Source organism: Paenibacillus hexagrammi (assembly GCF_021513275.1).
Classification (GTDB): Bacteria; Bacillota; Bacilli; order Paenibacillales; family NBRC-103111; genus Paenibacillus_E; species Paenibacillus_E hexagrammi.
In genome coordinates this window covers 2,482,637-2,502,530 of record NZ_CP090978.1, presented here as the reverse complement: position 1 = coordinate 2,502,530, position 19,894 = coordinate 2,482,637, and the positions used below count along the sequence as shown (strand labels likewise).

Here is a 19,894-nt window from a genome sequence, read left to right as displayed (position 1 = left end):
AGCGAATGCGGATCTGTTTTTACGGAGATGATTTTACAGGTTCCACAGACGCGCTGGAAGCACTGACGACTGGCGGCCTTCAGGTTATCCTATTTATGGATATGCCAGACCAGACGCTGTGGAACGAAAGGTTTTCCGGTTACGACGGCTTTGGCGTAGCCGGGGTCGGCCGGACGATGAGTCCCGAGCAAATGGAGCGGAGCCTGACACCCGTTTTAAAAGCTTTGTCCTCATTTAAGGCACCGATAACGCATTATAAAATCTGCTCCACCTTCGACTCATCCCCAGTAACGGGCAGTATCGGAAAAGTGATCGATATCGGAAGAAAAGTTTTCCCGAAGCAGCGGTTTACTCCGTTGTTGGCAGGCTCGCCTATTTTGAAGCGTTACACGGTGTTCGGCAACCACTTTATGGGTGAAGGAAGAGATATCGTTCGTCAGATCGGCACCCGAATATGCAGAAGCATCCGGTGACGCCGATGAATGAAGCGGATCTTCGGGTTCATTTGGCTGAACAGACTTCTTGTTCAATAGGTCTTATGAATGTCTTAGACTTGGAGCAAAAACATGCACAATTGACTCAGCGCTTGAATGAAAGGCTTGCTGATGAGCCGGATATCATGCTGTTTGATGTAGTAACGGAAGAGCACCTTACCGCAATTGGAAGGCTGCTTGCCGAAGAAAGCAGGGAGGCTCCGTTGTTCGCTGTAGGCTCATCAGGTGTGGAGTACGCTCTCGTTTCCCATTGGAGGCAGAACGGAATGCTGCCCACTGAGTCCTTGCAACGGCAAGCAGAGCCGACAGACCGGTTGCTCGTTGTGTCCGGCAGTTGTTCACCTGTGACAGGGGTCCAAATTGAATGGGCCCTAAAGCATGGGTATGCAGGTATCCGCGTGCCTTCATCACTGTTACTGGGAAACGAAACGGAAGCATCCCAAACAAAGCTTCTGGAAGAGGCCGAGCGATTCCTGCGCGAGGGGAAGAGCGTCATCCTCTATACGGCTCTGGGTCCGGCTGACGAGTCCATTGCACAGACACGGGACTACCTGCGTTCAAAAGGATTAGACTCGGTTGCAAGCGGAGAACTGCTCGGAGCTAGGTTGGGTCAAATGGCACGCGAGTTGGTGCTTTCTACAGGTCTACAAAGAATTGTATGTGCCGGAGGAGATACGTCGGGTTTTGCTGTGAAACAGATGGATCTGTTCGCCCTGGAAATAATGGCTGGTATTGTTCCAGGTGGGCCGTTATGCCGCGCTTATTCCAACGATGCAAAACTGGACGGACTTGAAATTGTACTAAAAGGCGGTCAAGTTGGCCCGCCGGATTTTTTTGAACGCGTACGAAAGGGCCGATCGGAAGGGCAGCTGGATACGCCCTCTATGGACGGAAAGCAGGGGTTCTATGAACAATGAGTTGAATTCCCGTCTTATCCGACGCTATTTTCAGTTTGTAAAGCCTTAACGATCCATGATCATGGCGATTGTACGGTCTATACCGAGAATTATACGAATAGCAGCTGAAAGCCATGAGACCGGAGGAGCTGCTCAGCTTAGAAAGATAGAAAGGAGCTAACTATGATCAGATTCGCAAAACGTTTTTCTTACATCCTAACGCTAATCCTGGCTCTTATTCTCATCCTCTCGGCATTGCCGTTTTCTGCTTATGCGGACGAATACGTTAAGGATGAATCAGCAGCCTCGCTCGGTCGGATCAATCTCGATGTTAACGGTTACATGGTGGTAAAGCAGGTCAACCTGCTTTCCGATCAAACCGGCAATACGGTTACTTTCACAGTGAGTGTCACGAACAGCGGCACAAACAGCTTTTCATTTGCGGATTATTGGATCCGCTTGCAGGGGGAGATCGGCAACTCTTTTGTTGCGAAAATGATGCCGCAAGACAAGGCGAAGAGCCGAATTGCTGCACATTCTACGCAAGAGTTTTCTTACTATGCGTCCATTAATGAAGCAGCATCCTTGGATGATTTGAAGTTTAGTCTGATGAAGTGGGACTTTACCCAAGAATCTTTCGAGCATAAACTCGGTGATGTTCAGGTGCCTTCGGATTATTCGAATGTGACACCGGCAGGCCGTTCGTTAACGGTTAAGCTATCAGGTACGACAACGAAGCTAGCCGTTTCGATGGATTCGATCTCCGAGAATGGAAAGTACAGATTACCTAGAGTGAAATTGAGTCTGGAAAATGTTGACGCCCACAGCTTGACGTTACCTGATTATCAGTTTGCCATACGTACGTCGGAAGGGTATTCGTACCCGCTTACATCTAAAGATGTAACAGAACTTGTCATCAACCCGCAAGAAGTAAAGGAGGCCACGTTTACCGGCAGTATTCCGGTACAGTTATCGGCCGAAGACTGGCAGTTCGTCATTACGCAGTATGTGTCTGATTTGAAAATAAATGTGCCGATCGCTTCCATGGCGCTGCCGCCTGCTAGAAATCAAGACATAACCGACGCCAACAAGGAAGCGGCATTCTCAGACGAGAACGGTGTTTATACGGCAAGGTTGAACGGTATGTATCGGCTTCCATGGGAAGACCAAGATATTTTGACCGCAGATTTATCGTTGACCAATCAAGATGTGGATTCGCTGCCGGTACCGGATATGACCGGGTACTACCTGCTCGATGAAACCGTGAAAGCAGACGCCAAGATTGTCATTCCTGCCAAAGTCATGGGAATCGCCAAAGGCAGCACGGTCAGTCTGCAGATGGCAGCCAAAATTCCTTATACGTATGAGTTCTCGAGGGTGAAGCTCGTGCTTCAAAATCATACATCGGACCAAAAGACGGTGGATGTTCTTCAATTCGAGACTTCAGCGGAAATGCTGAACGTACCGGTCGAAGATGCTTCGGCATCTTTCATGCTAACGGATTCTGGCTACAAGTCCCAATATAGCATCCACAGCGTCAAGACCTATGAAGGGCAATCAAGCAATTTATTCACGGCGCAGGTAAGCTTCGAGAATGAGGAGAAGCGCTTTACGCATGCTGCGAAGCTGGCTGCCAGCTTTCGTGCCGCGGACGGAACCGTTTATCCGGCAGAAGTGCTGGATGTCAAAGGGAAGGTCGGACCGGGGGGAAGGCCCACCTCATTGTCTCTAGCGTCATGCCGAAAGATGTGAATCGAAGCGGAATGAATCTGCTGCTTGGTGAAGCGGTATTGTCCGATGGCAGCCTGGCTTCCGTCGAAAGGAAGGATACCGACAGCGACGCTCCTGAGATCGATATGTATGTAAAGCCGTTCTCATTCCGGCTGCCGCAAGAGCAAAGCGAGGTGAAGACCCCGCTGAAGCAAATCCCGCTCGGACCTTACACGATGTCGCTGGATCATATCGGCACGTCGCTCAATGAAGACGAGCTCTCGCTCAAATTCAACTACGAAATCTTAAAGGATACGGGCACGATAATGAATGCGGACGGACGAAAGATCGTCTTTGAAATTAACGATTCGAACGGAGTGAGGGCGATCGAATGGTCGGCCGATGTGAACAGTTTTGAGCTGCAATCGGGGGAGGATCCGGAGACACCGCAATCAGAGCTGAGAGTTGGCAAGTACAGCGGCTTCAAGATTAGTTTGGAGAACGGTGATTTGCTTTATAAGCTGTCATTCCTAAAGACCTATGATTTTAACATTTATGAAGAATTTCAAGGATTCCGCCGGTTAGTGGGCACAATGAAAAATGACTGGTTTGTCGTTTCGGACTAAACGTCGGACGAGAAGATCTGCGATAGGATCAGCCTACATTTTCGACTGAATGTACTGATGGTATGCCTACCACTAGTTTGTATACTTTGAGAGAAGATGAATGCGGAGGCGCCTGCAGTCTTCCATTTATTGCAAAAAAATAGCTCTGCCCTTGCACATAAGCCCACATCATACAAGGGCTATTTTATTGTAAAGAAATGTGAATACGCTTACAGAGGGGGGATGATATCGATTGTCAAACAGAAGAAGGGGCTGAAATTTCGTGCCATTCATGAAGCAAGAAATTCTTTTACCCGTTAGTCGGATACAAGTATTTAATGGAGGTGTTCAGTGACTTGCGTAAACCGATTTTGTTGATGCTGTTATGCATAACGCTGCTATGTAATGTGTTCTTTATTTATGAACCTGCTGCTCCAACGGCAATGGCTGCGGAAGATGCTTCAAGCTCTTCCGTTACAGATGACTCGTATGCCCCCGTCGCCATCTTCGACAAGGATTTCTCGACCTCGCCACTAGGGTTAATGGGGTCGGACCTCGGCTTTGATTATTCATCTTACACTTCAGGAACCGGATCGGCCGTAGTTGAGCAAGATCCTTTCACTGGTACGGCTGCTCTTCATATTAAAGCAAGCAATGTCGTCACATCGGATGCAACTTTGCGAAACGAATTTCAACTCAGCAAGACGTTCGGCGAGCCTTATACGGGAACGATTTCTACTGAAATTACATTCATGCAAACAGGTTCGAAAAAGGACGACCGTATTATCCAATTCTACCCTTCACAAGGAGCTACATTCATGGTTGGCGCAGGGGTGACCGCTTCGAAAGGTCTGGCGTACCTGTTGTCGACAGCTCCAGCCGGGGACCTGGGCGGGACGTATCAAGTAGGCGAATGGCATACCATTCGATTGGATTTTAATACAGTTACCCAAAGATACAGCTTGTTCTGGGACGGGAATCTAATTAATAGCCAATCCCGGACGCAAATGAACAAAACTCTCCCTGTCTATAATTTGAAAAGAATCGTTATTGCGCCGCCGGGCACCTCAGGGGATCTCTGGGTACGCGGCATTAAAGTGACACGTACGCCGTTTCAGCCGCAGCCTCCGGCTCCGAAACTCGTATTTTCAGGTTCACGTAACTCAAGGGTCATGTGGACAGCGCAGCATTACTCCTATGCGTCCAAGTACCGTATCCGAATTAAGCTTAAAGGTGAGACGCAGTGGAGGAATATCAACAATGCAAACACGTATTGGAAGGATTACACAGGTACCTCCAACAACCCGAGTTCCGATATCAACGCATTTTACGATTTGTCAAAACTGGCTAACACACCTTTAGTAAACGGACAAACGTATACGTTAGGTTTGAGTACCGTTACTCGTGATGAATACGGTTTGTATACTTCGGATGGAAAACCAGGCGATTTTGAAAGTAAGATCACTGAATTTGACGGTACGCCCTATGCTACGACACCTGTTCAGACTCCGGAAACCAGTGTTGTTGGAGGACTTACCGCCTATGCAAACTATTACGGATATTTATGGAGTCTTCAATCGGGCACTAAAGTGGGAGATCATGTTTTCAATGTGTCAGTAGCGAACGAGGTCCCGTTTCAGTTCACGCAAATTCCAGATAAATATGCGAATATGGAGCGGATCGCTACCACATACAAGGATGTCATGCGATATCCAAATGGCTTTGATGGAACCAAGCAGGATTCAATCATTGGCTTCAAAGTGAAGGATAAAGCAGCCGTTTATGTGGCCATCGATAAAAATGCAACGATTCCTTCATGGATGTCCGACTGGGGCTATACCGGCGATGAGATAAAGATTAACACCACGACATCCGGTTACACGTTCCATATTTATAAAAAGGAGTTTGCTGCAGGAACGGATGTTCTGCTGGGATATAACGACTATACAAATTTTGATGCCGGAACAAATGCCGGGTATTTTGCTATGGTGGATAGGGTGTCAACCGGTTTGACGCTAGACCCTGTTCAAGAGTGGGTCAATTCTTCGGCGTATAAGATGACAGGATCGGTTAGCGAAAGCGTATACATGTCGGTATATCAAAACGGAAATGCGCTTCCTCTTCCAACTGACGGATGGGTGCAGGCCGGTACATATGAACTGGATTTGAATTTACTACCTGGTGCAAACCTGTTTGACGTGTATACCAACCGCCTTAACTCAACATTCAAAGACCATGCATCAGCAACGGTCAATCAGGACAGTATCGTTCCGGAGATTCGAATCTCAGCTCCACCCGCTACAGTTAGGGATTCTGTATATATGCTCGAGGGATCATTAAGTAAAGCTGCCAGCTTGACCATTCACTTAAATGGCATAAGTGTAGTGGATTCTGTATATAAAGCTGCCGATGAACCGTTCTCATTCCCGCTGACGCTGCGAGAAGGGAATAACTCCATTGAAGTGTCGACATCTGACTTAGCCGGCAACAGCAGTACATCAAGTTATACGATCAACTACATGTTCTGGGCAGGTCAGGGCGCTTTACATGATTGGAACGGGAATCGCGTTGATTCGTTAACGGCTTCCAAAGATTTGTTAGCTATGAAGTCAGTCACGAATACTACAGCGGACAAGAAACAGCTTACGCTCTGGTTTGTTCTTTATGACAACGATCATACGATGGTTGACTTTTCATCTGCATCGGCCGAATTGAATCCTGGTGAAACGAAGACGTATAGCGCGGGTTTAACGCTTCCTGCTCAAGTGACCGGTTATCAGGTAAAAGTTTTTATATGGGACAGTCTGAAAGACCCGAATGGATTAAGTCCGCTGTCCGAGGAACTAGTGGTGGAGTAAATACGGAAAAGGAGGTTCCACGATGAAGAAGGCCCTACATATTGGAGTATGCTTGTTGCTTATGCTACAAGTGATGCTGGTTTCTGGCACGGCAGCCGTTCATGCTGCGGAAAGCATGATCTCTAGTCAGAGGCAGGCCGTTTCCTATGCGCAGGCAGTCGGCGCTCCGGCAGTCCCGACGGATGTGTCCGGGATCGCCAACGATGGGAGTGTCGAGCTTACATGGTCTGCTGCCGCCGGTGCAATCCAATACTCGGTTATGAGAAGCACCGTAAGCGGAGGACCCTATACAACGATAGAAAGCGGTCTAACCACAACATCCTTTATAGACACTGCCATTGTAAATGGAACTACCTACTATTATGTTATTTCAGCAAGTAACACAAGCGGAGAAAGTACCGCAAGCGAGGAAGTTGCCCTTAATCCCGCTATGGTCATAACGGTCGCACAAAATGGTACCGGTGACTTCTCCAGTATTAAGTCCGCCCTTGAATCGATCCCCAGCAATAATACGTCCCGGAAGATTATTTACATCAAAGCGGGATCCTACAATGAAAAGCTTTCTGTAACCGTACCTTACGTGTCATTCATTGGCGAAGGCAGAGATAAAACGACCATTTTTTATAACGATAATGAAACTACACCTGCTAATAGCAGCGGGACTGCTACATTATCTGTGTTAGACACGGCAACGCTGACGGTCGGCGGCACCAAGGACCGTTCGGATGGCACAAGAGCATCAGCGGATCATTTCTACGCAGCAAACTTGTCCATTGAGAACAGGTCGGATGTTTCTAAGGGGCGTGCACTAGCTGCTCGTGTTATATCAGATCAGGTTGTCTTTGAAAATGTGCGTTTTGTCGGTTATCAGGATACACTGTATGCCGGTGTTAATTACTTTGATAAGACGGGAAGACAATATTATCGCAACTGCGAAATCAAAGGCTCGGTAGACTTTATCTACGGACCGTCACCTGCGGCCGTATTTGATCAATGTGATATCGTCAGTATCAATGGAGAATCACGATCTGGCGGATATATTACCGCAGGTGCGACACAAAACCCATCAGGGGATAAACCGGGATTTGTGTTTCTGAATTCGCGCTTGTTGAAGGACAGTACCACACGAGGAAAGCACTATTTAGGCCGCCCATGGCAGGACCAGCCGACTGTTCATTATATCAACACGTGGATGGATGACCACATTCATCAAGATGGCTGGAGTCCCATGACGGATAATCTTACCTACCATTACTCCGAGTACAACAGTACTGGGCCGGGAGCCAGTCCGTCTACCCGTAAACTGGGAACTGACACAGACCCGAGTCATTTTGCCATGGCCGCCGATCAGGCCAGCACCTTTACCATTCCTCATATTTTTGACGGCTGGGATCCCAGCATTAGAATCATATATCCGAAGGTGCTTCAATCGGTTGTACCCATCGTAGACCCGGCGCTTCCAGACGGGATTTCCGGCTCTTATACGAAGCCTGTGCTTGTCTATATGGAAGTGAATAACGACGTTCCGGCTTCTAAGCAAGTCCAGTACCGTGTAAATCATGGAGCTTGGACTGACTATACGGAGGCTTTCACGGTTGGCGATGAAGGAACGAATACGGTTGAGTACCGATATGTCGACCCATTAGGAACGCCAAGCACGAGCAAGAATTCGATAATTAAAATTAACTATACTGAAGCAAAGCGCACTCCGGCATTCCCAGGCGCCGAGGGCGGGGGCATGTATGCGTCAGGAGGTCGAGGCGGAGCCGTTTACGTGGTAAGCAATTTATTGGATTACGCTGATGGCGCTGCTCCAATCCCCGGATCGTTCCGTGATGCGGTCAGTCAGCCCAATCGGACCATCATCTTCAGTGTTTCCGGTACAATCAACCTGGTCCAACCCATAACCATTGGACAGCCCAATCTAACGATTGCAGGGCAAACTGCTCCAGGCGATGGCATCGCACTTAGTGGTTATGCTGTTAAAATCGGTAACGGTTCAAGCTCCAGTGGCGGAAACATGGTTGTCAGGTATATTCGGTTCCGAGGCGGCATTAACCAACTGGATGATACTTTCAATATTACGGGCGATAACGTGATCGTCGACCACATTTCTGGTAGTTGGAGTACAGATGAGCTGTTTTCCTCGGAAAACAATAAAAATTTCACTCTGCAATGGAGCTTCATTACGGACAGCTTGAATCACTCGATCCACACAAAGGGTCCGCATGGCTACGGCGGGATCTGGGGAGGATCCAATGCAACTTTTGCGCACAATCTAATTACGAATCATATCAACAGGAATCCGCGTTTTGCGAGGGCGACCGATATACCGAATTACCCTCAGAAGATTGACTTCCGCAACAACGTTATTTATAACTGGGCAGGCAATACGATATACGGCGGGGAAATGGCAACCGGGATTAATATCATCAATAATTACTTTAAACCGGGTCCCAACACGTATGCTGCTTTTACCAGAATTGTCTCACCTTCAGGCGGGGACGCAGGCGGCGGAGCCTTTTATGTGAATGGAAACTATGTAGCGGGTGATCCTGAAGTAACGGCCAACAATGTGAAAGGCATTATTACGGCAGACACGTATACGCTGAAATCGACGCCATTCGTCTATCCGGATGCGAATGATACCATAGGCGGACCGACAACAACCGATACTGCTGAAACGGCTTATGAGAAAGTGCTTCTTAATGGGGGGGCTTCGCTTCCCAAACGGGATTCTTTGGATGCTCGTATTGTTAACGAAGTGAAGAATGGAACTGGCAGAACGGTGAACACCATTGAAAATGACGGCGGTTTGCCAGAATTATATTCGCTCCCCGCACCTGCTGACAGTGATGGCGACGGAATGCCGGATTCCTGGGAGCTTGGTCATGGACTCAATCCTACCGATAGCGGTTTAGATGCTAGCGGCAACCCGATTCCAGGCAGCCAGAACGGAAGCTTTGGCGATATGGACGGAAACGGATACACCAACCTGGAGGATTACATTAACTCTTTAGCCGATACACCTGTATCGCTTAATCCTACAGTGGTCATCCATGCACCAACTATGCATCAAGCCTATACGATGAGCGAACCGATCCAAATCCGTGCGGATGCTGCGGCTGCCGCTAGCGGCGCGTCGATTGCCAAGGTGATTTTTTATGATCGGGATCAACAGCTTGCCGAGGTAATGAGTGCACCTTACGAGTATACTTGGACAGATGCTCCAGAAGGCCAGCACTATATCTACGCAAAAGCTGTTGACAGTAACGGTGTCATGACTTTGTCGGACGCGGTTGTTACCTATGTGAACGGACCCGAAAACGTTACGTCATGGACTTCGGAAGATATCGGATCAGTCCACATTCCAGGTACTGCCAACTTAACCGGCAACGTATACAAAGTGAAGGGCTCAGGTGAAATTACTACGAACGGCAAATCCGATTCTTTCCACTTTGTGTATAAACCTGTTAAAGGGAATTTTGAAATCTATGCCAATGTCGCATTTGAATCTGAATACGATGACGATGTGAAGGCTGGATTTATGATGCGTGAAAGCCTTGAGCCGGATTCAAAGGCAACGGGAGTGTTCCTGTCAACAGATCCTACGGATGATTTCAGTGTGGACACTAGCGGAAGGAAGATTTCAGTCATTAACCGGAGTGAAACAGGGGGTACGTACACAGAGCAATTACGTAGGAGCGCAAGCCTGAAAGCCCCGTTTTGGATAAAAATGGAACGTCTTGGAAATAAGGTTTCAGGTTATGTTTCCAAAGACGGCTTGGATTGGACGCTTGTTGCTTCGAACGATGTTGACTATGGTGAACCCGTATATGTCGGGATGGCCGTGGACGCTGCGAAATCAACATCCAATATTGATTATTTGATGGCCGCAAGCTTTACAGATCTTACATTCTTTGGCTCAGCGCAGTTTACGCTCGACAATCCTGTGAGTGAAACGGTCGAGACTCCTGCGTATACCCTTACGGGCTCAGTGACTGATCGGGTGAAGATCTCCATTGCTAATAACGGAGTCACGGTTGCAGACGCTGTATATACAGAAGCAGGCGAGAGCTATTCGAAACCAATAACACTAAGTGAAGGCGTCAATACGATCGTCGTGTCTGCAACGAACGAAGAACTATTCGGTCCTGTTGCAAGTACCAAAACGATAGTGGTCACCTACTCGAAAGCATCAGTTGTCTATACCCCTTCTGTTACGATTCCGGCTGTCGTTCATTCACCTGCTTATTCGATTATGGGCAGCATCAGCAGAGATGCAAATGTTACCGTTAAGGTCAATGGCACGGTAGTTCTCGATCACTCTAAAAAGGAGAAAAATGTTTCTTTCACAGTTCCGATATCTTTCAAGGAAGGGTTAAATGAAATTGAAATTTCGAGTATAGACGACTATCAGGTCAGCGGATCACAAACGTATCAGGTGAATTACGTTAAAAACTGGGGGGAGCAGCTGTTTACCATCACAAACTTGACACTGGCGGACCGCAGCGGGAATGCGGTTTCCGGTTTGATTAGTTCTACAGATGCGGCTGTGAACCTTTCAGTTCATAACAATTCGGAAGTACATCAGAATGGAGTGCTTGTCATCGGGTTGTTCGACCAAAGCAATCACATGGTGCGCTACTCTATGGTCTCCGGAACGTTCGCCGCCGGTGAAGATAAGCAAATGAAGGCCTTTATGAAGGCGCCAGATATTGTTTTGGGCTATAAATTAAAAGCCTTTGTTTGGAAGGATACATCAGGTCAAACTCGAATCTCTAACGAAGTTTCGATTCCTTAAGATCTATCAACTTAATGGGCTATAAGGGGGGGGGAGGCTGCACGTCTGCACCTTTCCTTTATATCCTTATTCCGAGGAGGAATATGCTTGATAAGCTTGCGAAGATGGACGACTCTGCTGCTAGCTGTTCTAATTTGTTTCGGCGTAATGATTTCATCGGCATTTGCTTCTCCGCTTACCGTCAGCGCCTCATTTGATGTGAATACCGGGAAAGTCACGATTCTGGGAACGTTAGGGACGGAGCAAGGCTCTCATGTAACCGTGCAAGTCATTGATCCGAACAATCAATTGAATTATTTGGATCAAACTTCGACTGGGGCTAACGGTTCCTACCAGTTCAGTTACCTGTTAAAGAAAAGAATCAATGGAACTTATTTTGTCAACGTCGACGGACAACTTGCAGATCAAGCGGCTGGAACAACTTTTGCTGTGAGAATAACGAGCAGTGACGGAAATGGTAATAATCATGGGGATGATGATGAATCTTCCCAACCTGACGATTCACATGCTGCCGGCCCCTCAACTCCTCCTGCTTCTACTTCAGCGCCAAGTTCAGACGCGTCTGAAGTAAAGCTGAATCCCGACGTTGTAGTGGATCAAAGCAACGGAAATGTTACAGCGAAGCTTGATGAAGATGACGTGGCCCAAGCCATTGCTGCCGGAGGGAACCATTTCATCGTTGACATTCAAGAAGTGGAGGGAGCCAAACAATACCATCTGGATTCACCGGCCAGCATATTCTCAGCCGCATCTAATCAGAAATTGACGATGGTTACAAAGTTTGGATCCATTTCGATTCCTAGCCAAATGCTAAGTGATGTCGACTTAAAGAGCGCTAAAGTTGTTGGTCTAACTATGGCTAAAGCTGTCACTGGGAAACTGTCTGACGATGTGAACCATAGGATAGCAAATAGGCCGGTTATGGAGCTCTCCGTCACGGTTGACGGGAAAACGGTCGCCGTCCATAGTCCGAATGCCATGGCTGAAATAACTGTTCCCTATCAACCCTCTGCAGAGGAATTGAAGGATCCTGAACATATTGTGGTATGGAACTTGGATGATTCTAGGGATGTTCAACCGGTCCCAAGCGGGAAATATGACGTTAAAACGGGAACAGTGACTTTTAAAACTACATCTTTCGGCATGTTTGCTGTTGCTTTTGTGAAGAAGAGTTTCTCAGATCTAGATTCCGCCCAGTGGGCTAAAGGGCCGATTGAAGTGATGGCGTCTAAGGGAGTTATTTCTGGCATTTCAGCTACTATATTTAATCCGAATGCCAATATCACTCGAGCTGACTTCATGATTTTATTGACAAGAGCTTTCCAATTTAATGCTAATGTTACAACCAGCTTCAAGGATGTCCGTCCTACAGATTACTACTATGAAGCCGTTGGAATCGCCAAACAGCTTGGATTAGCGGAAGGTCAAGGAGACGGCTTATTTAACCCTACCCAAGAAATTTCCAGACAGGACATGATGGTGCTGCTTTCAAGAGCAATGAGAAAAGCAGGCTTATGGGCCGGACAGGGAACGGCAAGCGATCTTGAAGTGTTTGCCGACAAGTCGAATGTTGCCGCCTATGCGGTGAACGATGTTGCTGCATTAATTAAAGGCGGTATCGTTGAGGGCAGCGCAGGTAAGCTGAATCCCACCGATCACGCAACAAGAGCTGAAGCGGCTGTGCTGCTTTATAGAATGTACAACAACTAGCTTGAATCAGATTGCCAACAAAGCCCTGCAAGTTTGGGGGCTTTGTTTTTTATGCCTAAAATTAATGATTTTGCCCTATAAACTGTTCCCGATTCCCCCATAACGGAAGGGAAATCTCCTTCTATAATACAAGTGAGTCAGACTATTAATAGCCGGAGGTATCGTTGTGAGCCTAATTGTTGCTGGTTGTTTAACGGAATATACGAATAACCCGTTGGGGATTGATGTTAGACGGCCGCGCTTGTTCTGGAGACTGCAATCGAATAGACGGTCGGTTGTCCAGTCCGCTTATCAAGTGTTGGTCGCAACGACATTGGAGCTTCTCGAACAGGGAAAAGCCAATCTATGGGACAGCGGGAAAGTAGCGTCCAATGAATCGGTCCATATTATCTATGCAGGCGCGCAGCTTCAATCGTGCCAATCTTGTTATTGGAAGGTTCGCGTCTGGGATGACGAAGGGCAGGTATCGGAATGGAGTGAGACCGCTTTCTGGACCATGGGCTTACTGTCCAGGGGAGATTGGAAGGCGCGCTGGATTGGGCGAAAAGCGGAAACTGATGTTGAGATGCAGCCTTCACCGTACTTTCGCAAAAGCTTTCAAATTACAAAAGCTGTGAGACGCGCATATGTTTATTCTACGGCACTCGGCTTGTACGATCTCCGTCTTAACGGACAAAGAGTCGGAGCCCTATTTGCTCCGGGATGGACCGATTACGATAGGCGCGTTCAGGTGCAGGCGTATGATATTTCTGACAAATTGAAATCCGGCGAAAACGTGATCGGTGTCATTCTGGGAGATGGCTGGTATTCGGGGACGGTAGGCTTTCTCGGCAGCCGTGTGTATGGGGAACGACCTTTTATGCTGCTGCAGGCTCATATCGAATATGAAGATGGCACGAATGAGCTTGTGATTACGGATTCGTCATGGAAGACATCGAAAGGACCGATTCTTTATTCCGATTTAATTAAGGGAGAAGCGTACGACGCCATGTTGGAGCGGGCCGGCTGGGATCAGCCTGGATACACGGAAGACGAAGCGTGGGAGACGCCGGATGTTCGAGCGGGATATAACGGTATGCTCGTTGCCACACTGGAGCCCCCTGTCCGCATCGTGCAAACGCGCAAGCCCGTATCGATTCGCCGCACGGAGTCGGGCAGTTTCATTTATGATATGGGACAGAACATGGTAGGGTGGACGGAATTGAAGGTCCAAGGACCCAGAGGCACCAAAGTGACGGTCAGCCATGCCGAAATGCTCAATCCTGACGGCAGCCTGTATCTGGACAATCTGCGGGAAGCCGTGCAGCAGAATCATTATACGCTGAAGGGCGCCGGGGAAGAGAGGTACGAGCCGCATTTCACTTTCCACGGCTTCCGTTATGTGGAACTGATCGGTTATCCGGGAGAAGCGGATTTGGAATCCATTTTGGGCAAAGTAATCCATTCCGACATGCGGGAGACAGGAAGGCTGGAAACGAACGATACGATGGTGAACCAGCTGTATGCTAACATAACGTGGGGGCAGCGAGGCAATTTCCTCTCCGTACCGACAGACTGCCCGCAGCGAGACGAGCGGCTTGGTTGGACCGGCGATGCGCAAATTTTTGCCCGGACGGCCGCTTATAATATGGACGTATCGCGATTTTTTACGAAATATATGCAGGATGTGGCGGACAGTCAGCTGCCGTCAGGGGCGTTCACAGACGTGGCCCCAGATGCGGGTTGGATCCGTCACAAAATGTGGAACACGGAGTTGAATTGGTTCGCTCCCGATAACGCCGGTTGGGGGGATGCGGGCGTCATCATTCCATGGACATTGTACTTGATGTACGGTGATACCCGTATCCTAGAAACCCATTATGATTCGATGGTGCGTTGGGTGGAGTACCTTCAGGACAACAGCGACGGTTATGTTCGTCCGGACTATGCTAACTATGGCGACTGGCTGTCAATCGATGCGGATACGCCGAAAGAAGTGCTGGCTACCGCATACTTTGCCTATAGCACGAAGTTGTTAGCCCAGATTGCCGGGATTCTAGGACGCGAAAAGGATCAAAACCGCTTTGAAATGCTGTTTACATCAATTGCTCAAGCGTTTCGAAATGCGTTTGTAGACGGGGACGGACACATCCATGGAGGCACACAGACGGTCTATGTGCTTGCCCTGCAGTTCGGTTTGCTGAGTGATGAGCAGAAGAAACAGGCTGTCCAACATGTAACGGCGGATATCCGCCTGAGGAGGACACGGTTATCGACAGGTTTTCTTGGTGTAGGGTATTTGCTGCCGGCTCTATCCGATCATGATCAATTGGAAGTCGCCTATTCCCTGCTTACACAAGAAGAATTTCCTTCCTGGATGTATTCGATCAAGCATGGGGCAACTACAATTTGGGAGCGTTGGGACGGATGGACCGAACATAAAGGGTTCCAAACGCCCTCTATGAATTCGTTTAACCACTACTCGTTAGGCTCCGTCGGTGAATGGATGTTCCGGTTTATGGCCGGTATTGAGGCGGATCCCGTTGCGCCTGGCTTCAAGAACACAATCATCCGGCCCCGAGCGGGCGGGCGTCTAAATAGCGTTCAAGCATCCTACGACTCCTTATACGGACGTGTAGAAGTGTCATGGTCATTATCCGGCCAGGCAACGTTTCGACTAGAGGTGACGATTCCGGCGAATACGTCGGCAATCGTCTATGTTCCGGGGCGTGTGCTCGCTATTGACGGCGTAAAATCCACAGATGTCTATGGTGACATCACCCTTGAAGGCTGTGTCCCTTTGCCGGATCAAAGAACAGGAGAGAGCAGCTACCAACTCGGCTCTGGCCGATACACGTTCGAAAGTACGCTTACTGCGTTGGGGGCTTCTGTATGAAGCAGTCCTTTCCCCCAGCAGCATTAACTTTCAAAGAAAGGAACAGCATCCATGAATCCTAAAAAAATATGTTCTTGTCGGAGCGGGCGGTCGAGCGCGATTCTTCTATTCCGCCATTGCAACCGATTTTCGGGACTCAGCGGAGTTGGCGGCTTTCTGCGACATCAACCAGACCCGGATGGATTACGCCAAACACCTGCTAGCCGATAAGTATGGATATTCGGAGGTTCGTACCTATAAAGCCAATGAATTCGACATCATGATCGAAAATGAGAAGCCCGACGCCGTTATCGTCACTAGTGTCGATCGTACGCATCACACTTACATCATCCGCGCCTTGGAGCTCGGATGTGATGTGATTACGGAGAAGCCGATGACGGTCGATGAGGAAAAATGCCGTCAAATCCTTGAAGCTGTAGAGAGAACGGGACGCAATGTGCGCGTTGCATTCAATTACCGCTATGCGCCTCATCATACAAAAGTCCGCGAGCTGATCGAAGACGGGGCTATAGGCGAAGTAAACTCCGTGCACTTCGAATGGCTCTTGAACACGAAGCACGGCGCCGATTATTTTCGGCGCTGGCACCGCGATAAACGGAACAGCGGAGGTCTGCTTGTCCACAAATCGACCCATCATTTCGATCTAGTCAGTTTCTGGATCGGTTCCGAACCGGACACCGTATTCGCCTTTGGCGATTTGCTCTTCTATGGCCGAGATAATGCGGAAAAGCGCGGAATCACCCGATTCTACGACCGTGCAACGGGCAATCCGCTGGCCGAGGACGATCCTTTTGCACTTCATTTGGACAGAAACGGGAGACTCAAAGCGATGTATCTCGACGCTGAGCACGAGGATGGCTATCATCGCGATCAAAATGTTTTCGGCGACGGGATTAGCATTGAAGATACGATGGGGGTACTCGTTCGCTATAAGAACAAAGCTATTTTGACCTATTCGTTGAATGCTTATAGTCCTTGGGAAGGATATCGTATTGCGTTTAACGGAAGCAAAGGCAGGCTGGAAATGACGATTATGGAACAATCGTATGTGAATTCCGGCGGTGACAAGTCGCAGGAAGGCGCGCTCAAGAACAAAGAGATTCGGATGTTTCCTATGTTCGGCAAGCCCTATGACATTGAGGTGGAAAATGGAATTGGCGGACATGGCGGAGGCGACAATCTGCTTCTGAACGATATTTTCGGTGAACCAAAGGAAGACAAGTACAAAAGGGCTGCTAATCATAGCGACGGCGCCCGTTCCATACTTGTCGGAATAGCGGCAAACCGAGCGATACGTACGGGACTTCCAGTTAAAATTGCAGAATTAATGTAAGACACTCTATAGTAAATCAGATAATTAATTCCAATCAAGATGTAATCCCCCTTTGGACAAATAACTTTCGTTGTCCAGGGGGGATTTTCCATCAGTGATTGACATTACTACGAATTCGTAATAAAATATTCTCACTGATACTACGAAGTCGTACTAAAAGGAGTTGCCGGTGTGCAGATGCAGCAGCTATATGAACTTTTCCTCAGGACCGGTCTACGTCCTTTCGCATTCATGAACGGTACTCTGCAGCTAGAACAAAAGGTTAACCGCTCCGAGCTGGCCACACTGCTGATCTTGCAATTCAAAGGTGATTTGCCAATGTCGGAGTTAGCCGCAGAGATGGGGGCTCCGCTAAGCTCCTTAACCAGCATTGCGAAACGCTTGGAGCGCAAGGGCTATATCGCGCGGGCAACATCGGCTCAGGACCAGCGAGTGAAGCTCGTTACGCTAACACGCGAGGGACTGCAGTTGGCAGTGGAATGGGAGAACGTGATGCTTGAACTTCTTGGCAAGCTGCAGACAGCATTGACTACAGATGAGATTGAGCAGCTGACGACCCTTCTTTTAAAAGCAGCGCGTGTTTTTCAGGATGAGGGCTCGAGCATGGCGCAGAACGTGAAATCACAGCCAGTGAAAATACCCATTGAGGAATAACCGGCATTTGCCGGATTCTTTTTTACTAATTACTACGAAATCGTACTAAATGGAGAGGGTGGGAGCATGAGGATTATTTTCTATACAGGCAAAGGCGGGGTAGGTAAGACCAGCATTGCCGCTGCGACAGCGGTGAATCTGGCCGGTCAAAATAAACGGACGCTCATTCTCAGTACTGACGCAGCGCACAGCCTAGCGGATTCTCTAAATGTGCCGATCGGTCCGGATCCGGTGTTAATCAGCCCAAATTTATGGGCGCAGGAAGTAAGCAGCCTCCGAGAAACGGAAAACAATTGGGGCGCCGTCCAAGGCTGGCTGACCAAACTTCTGGATAAAGCACAGCTGAAGGATGTAACGACTGAAGAAATGTTAGTTTTCCCCGGCATGGAGGAATTGTTCAACCTGCTGCAAATCCGGAAACACGCACTAAGCGGCCAGTACGACGTACTTGTCGTGGATTGCGCTCCAACCGGTGAGACGCTGCGTCTGCTCAGCTATCCCAATGTTCTGAATTGGTGGCTGGAGAAAATATTCCCGCACGAGCGCAGGTTAATCAAACTCGTACGTCCGGTAGCCAGAGTCGTCAATAAGCTTGAACTTCCGTCAGATGACGTATTGGACAGCATTGAGACTTTTGTACGCAGCCTGGAAGATCTGCAGCGAATTGTGCTTGATCCAGAGAAAGCTTCAGTGAGACTCGTATTGAACCCAGAGAAAATGGTGCTGTCCGAAGCAAAACGCGCTTTCACCTATTTAAATTTATTCGGCTTCAACACCGATGCCGTGATCGTCAACCGGGTGCTGCCCGACGAAGCGGGAGAAGGATTCTTCGCTCATTGGATGGAGCTACAGAGGAAATATGAGGACGAAATCAGAATGAACTTCCAACCGCTCCCCATCTTAAAAGCCCCAATGCTGCAAGAGGAGGTGATCGGGCCGTCTGTCCTCTCCAAACTCGCTCACCTTATCTTCGCGGACCGCGATCCTTCGGACATCTTCTATCGTGGAAGAACAGAACTGATTCGAGAGGAAAAAGGGGAAATGCTTCTCGAGTTGACGATCCCTTTTGTCGACAAGGCGGACCTGGATTTGACCCAAACCGGAGATGAATTGACGATTGCCGCAGGCGCGTATAAACGCAAAGTGATTTTGCCTAGGCCGCTGCTAGGCCGTCAAATCATTGGTGCTAAATTTGCAGATGAACGGCTGATCATCCGCTTCAGCACCAGGGATTCAGCCGCACAAGGAAAGGAGTGAGGTTCTATGGGAAGCGCAAGTAGAGGCAGGGAACGATTACTGGGTCATTTGGATCACGTAGAAAGACTGCTCGGGAGCCTAGAGCGGCACAAACCTGAGCAGCATCTCAGGAACGCTGTCAAGGAATGGCTGCTCGCCTCCCGTGCAGTAGTCGATAGTGTTATCGAATCGCTGGAAGGTGGGGAAACCGAGTCGGAGTCGGAATCGGCTTCATCTCCAGCTTCACGCAAAATCAACATTCAGGAGTGAACCTATATGGTGAATGGAATCAAACGGCAAATGGGTCTGACGCTGATGCTAACAGGGTTCCTTCATACAATCGTCGGGCTGATCTTATTTTTCAAGCAGCTTCTTCCGATGATCTCCGAAGGATTATGGAACACCGTGAGGCATGGGGAGTGGGAACGCGGAACCGCGTTTTGGTTCATCATGTTCGGCTTTGTGCTGATCGTCCTCGGCTATTTGGCGGACTGGATCATGAAAAAGGCTGGAATCCCGGCTCCTTCCATTTTCGGATGGATGCTGCTCGCGATATGCCTGATTGGGGTAATCGTGATGCCAGTATCCGGTTTCTGGCTGGGGTTACCGCAGGCTTTGATTCTTCTGCTGAAGTGATGTGGATCAACTTATAACCCGTTTGAGTTAATAAAGCCCCTTGAGTGGGCTTTTTCTTTTTGCCAAGCAGTCCCTATTCGTTT

13 protein-coding genes are annotated in these 19,894 nt (G+C 48.6%); all 13 read left to right on the top strand.

All coding sequences use genetic code 11. The features are described 5' to 3' along the window. The first annotated feature begins 5 nt into the window (after positions 1-5). The 13 genes from L0M14_RS11035 to L0M14_RS10975 all read left to right on the top strand — a co-directional run bounded on the left by L0M14_RS11035 (position 6) and on the right by L0M14_RS10975 (position 19,811). Positions 6-473: a four-carbon acid sugar kinase family protein gene (locus L0M14_RS11035; RefSeq protein WP_260115458.1), complete on the top strand. Its 468-nt coding sequence runs from the start codon at positions 6-8 to the stop codon at positions 471-473. Continuing rightward, positions 455-1,411: a four-carbon acid sugar kinase family protein gene (locus L0M14_RS11030; RefSeq protein ID WP_260115457.1), complete on the top strand. Its 957-nt coding sequence runs from the start codon at positions 455-457 to the stop codon at positions 1,409-1,411. The genes L0M14_RS11035 and L0M14_RS11030 overlap by 19 nt, the downstream gene beginning before the upstream one ends. 162 nt (positions 1,412-1,573) lie before the next feature. After that, a complete protein-coding gene (locus L0M14_RS11025) occupies positions 1,574-3,142 on the top strand; it encodes a hypothetical protein (protein ID WP_235122137.1) in 1,569 nt (522 codons plus the stop codon). Positions 3,143-3,153: 11 nt separating this feature from the next. Next, the gene (locus tag L0M14_RS11020) at positions 3,154-3,726 is read left to right on the top strand and encodes a hypothetical protein (protein WP_235122136.1); all 573 of its coding nucleotides are present in this window, start codon (positions 3,154-3,156) and stop codon (positions 3,724-3,726) included. A gap of 335 nt (positions 3,727-4,061) precedes the next feature. Continuing rightward, on the top strand, positions 4,062-6,563 hold the full coding sequence (locus tag L0M14_RS11015; protein WP_235122135.1) for a hypothetical protein: 2,502 nt from the start codon (positions 4,062-4,064) through the stop codon (positions 6,561-6,563). A 22-nt stretch (positions 6,564-6,585) separates the two neighbouring features. After that, on the top strand, positions 6,586-11,367 hold the full coding sequence (locus L0M14_RS11010) for a pectinesterase family protein (protein ID WP_235122134.1): 4,782 nt from the start codon (positions 6,586-6,588) through the stop codon (positions 11,365-11,367). A gap of 87 nt (positions 11,368-11,454) precedes the next feature. Beyond that, positions 11,455-13,077: an S-layer homology domain-containing protein gene (locus tag L0M14_RS11005; protein ID WP_235122133.1), complete on the top strand. Its 1,623-nt coding sequence runs from the start codon at positions 11,455-11,457 to the stop codon at positions 13,075-13,077. Positions 13,078-13,243: 166 nt separating this feature from the next. Continuing rightward, the gene (locus L0M14_RS11000) at positions 13,244-15,952 is read left to right on the top strand and encodes a glycoside hydrolase family 78 protein (protein ID WP_235122132.1); all 2,709 of its coding nucleotides are present in this window, start codon (positions 13,244-13,246) and stop codon (positions 15,950-15,952) included. 55 nt (positions 15,953-16,007) lie between these two features. Continuing rightward, entirely contained in the window at positions 16,008-17,285 is a 1,278-nt protein-coding gene (locus L0M14_RS10995; protein WP_235122875.1) for a Gfo/Idh/MocA family protein, read from the top strand. A 177-nt stretch (positions 17,286-17,462) separates the two neighbouring features. Continuing rightward, positions 17,463-17,939: a MarR family winged helix-turn-helix transcriptional regulator gene (locus L0M14_RS10990; protein WP_235122874.1), complete on the top strand. Its 477-nt coding sequence runs from the start codon at positions 17,463-17,465 to the stop codon at positions 17,937-17,939. Between the two features lie 66 nt (positions 17,940-18,005). Continuing rightward, entirely contained in the window at positions 18,006-19,196 is a 1,191-nt protein-coding gene (locus L0M14_RS10985; RefSeq protein WP_235122131.1) for an ArsA family ATPase, read from the top strand. Positions 19,197-19,202: 6 nt separating this feature from the next. After that, on the top strand, positions 19,203-19,445 hold the full coding sequence (locus L0M14_RS10980) for a hypothetical protein (protein WP_235122130.1): 243 nt from the start codon (positions 19,203-19,205) through the stop codon (positions 19,443-19,445). Positions 19,446-19,451: 6 nt separating this feature from the next. Continuing rightward, positions 19,452-19,811 (top strand): DUF6463 family protein, encoded by a 360-nt coding sequence (locus tag L0M14_RS10975; protein ID WP_235122129.1) that lies wholly within the window; start codon positions 19,452-19,454, stop codon positions 19,809-19,811. Positions 19,812-19,894 lie beyond the last annotated feature (83 nt).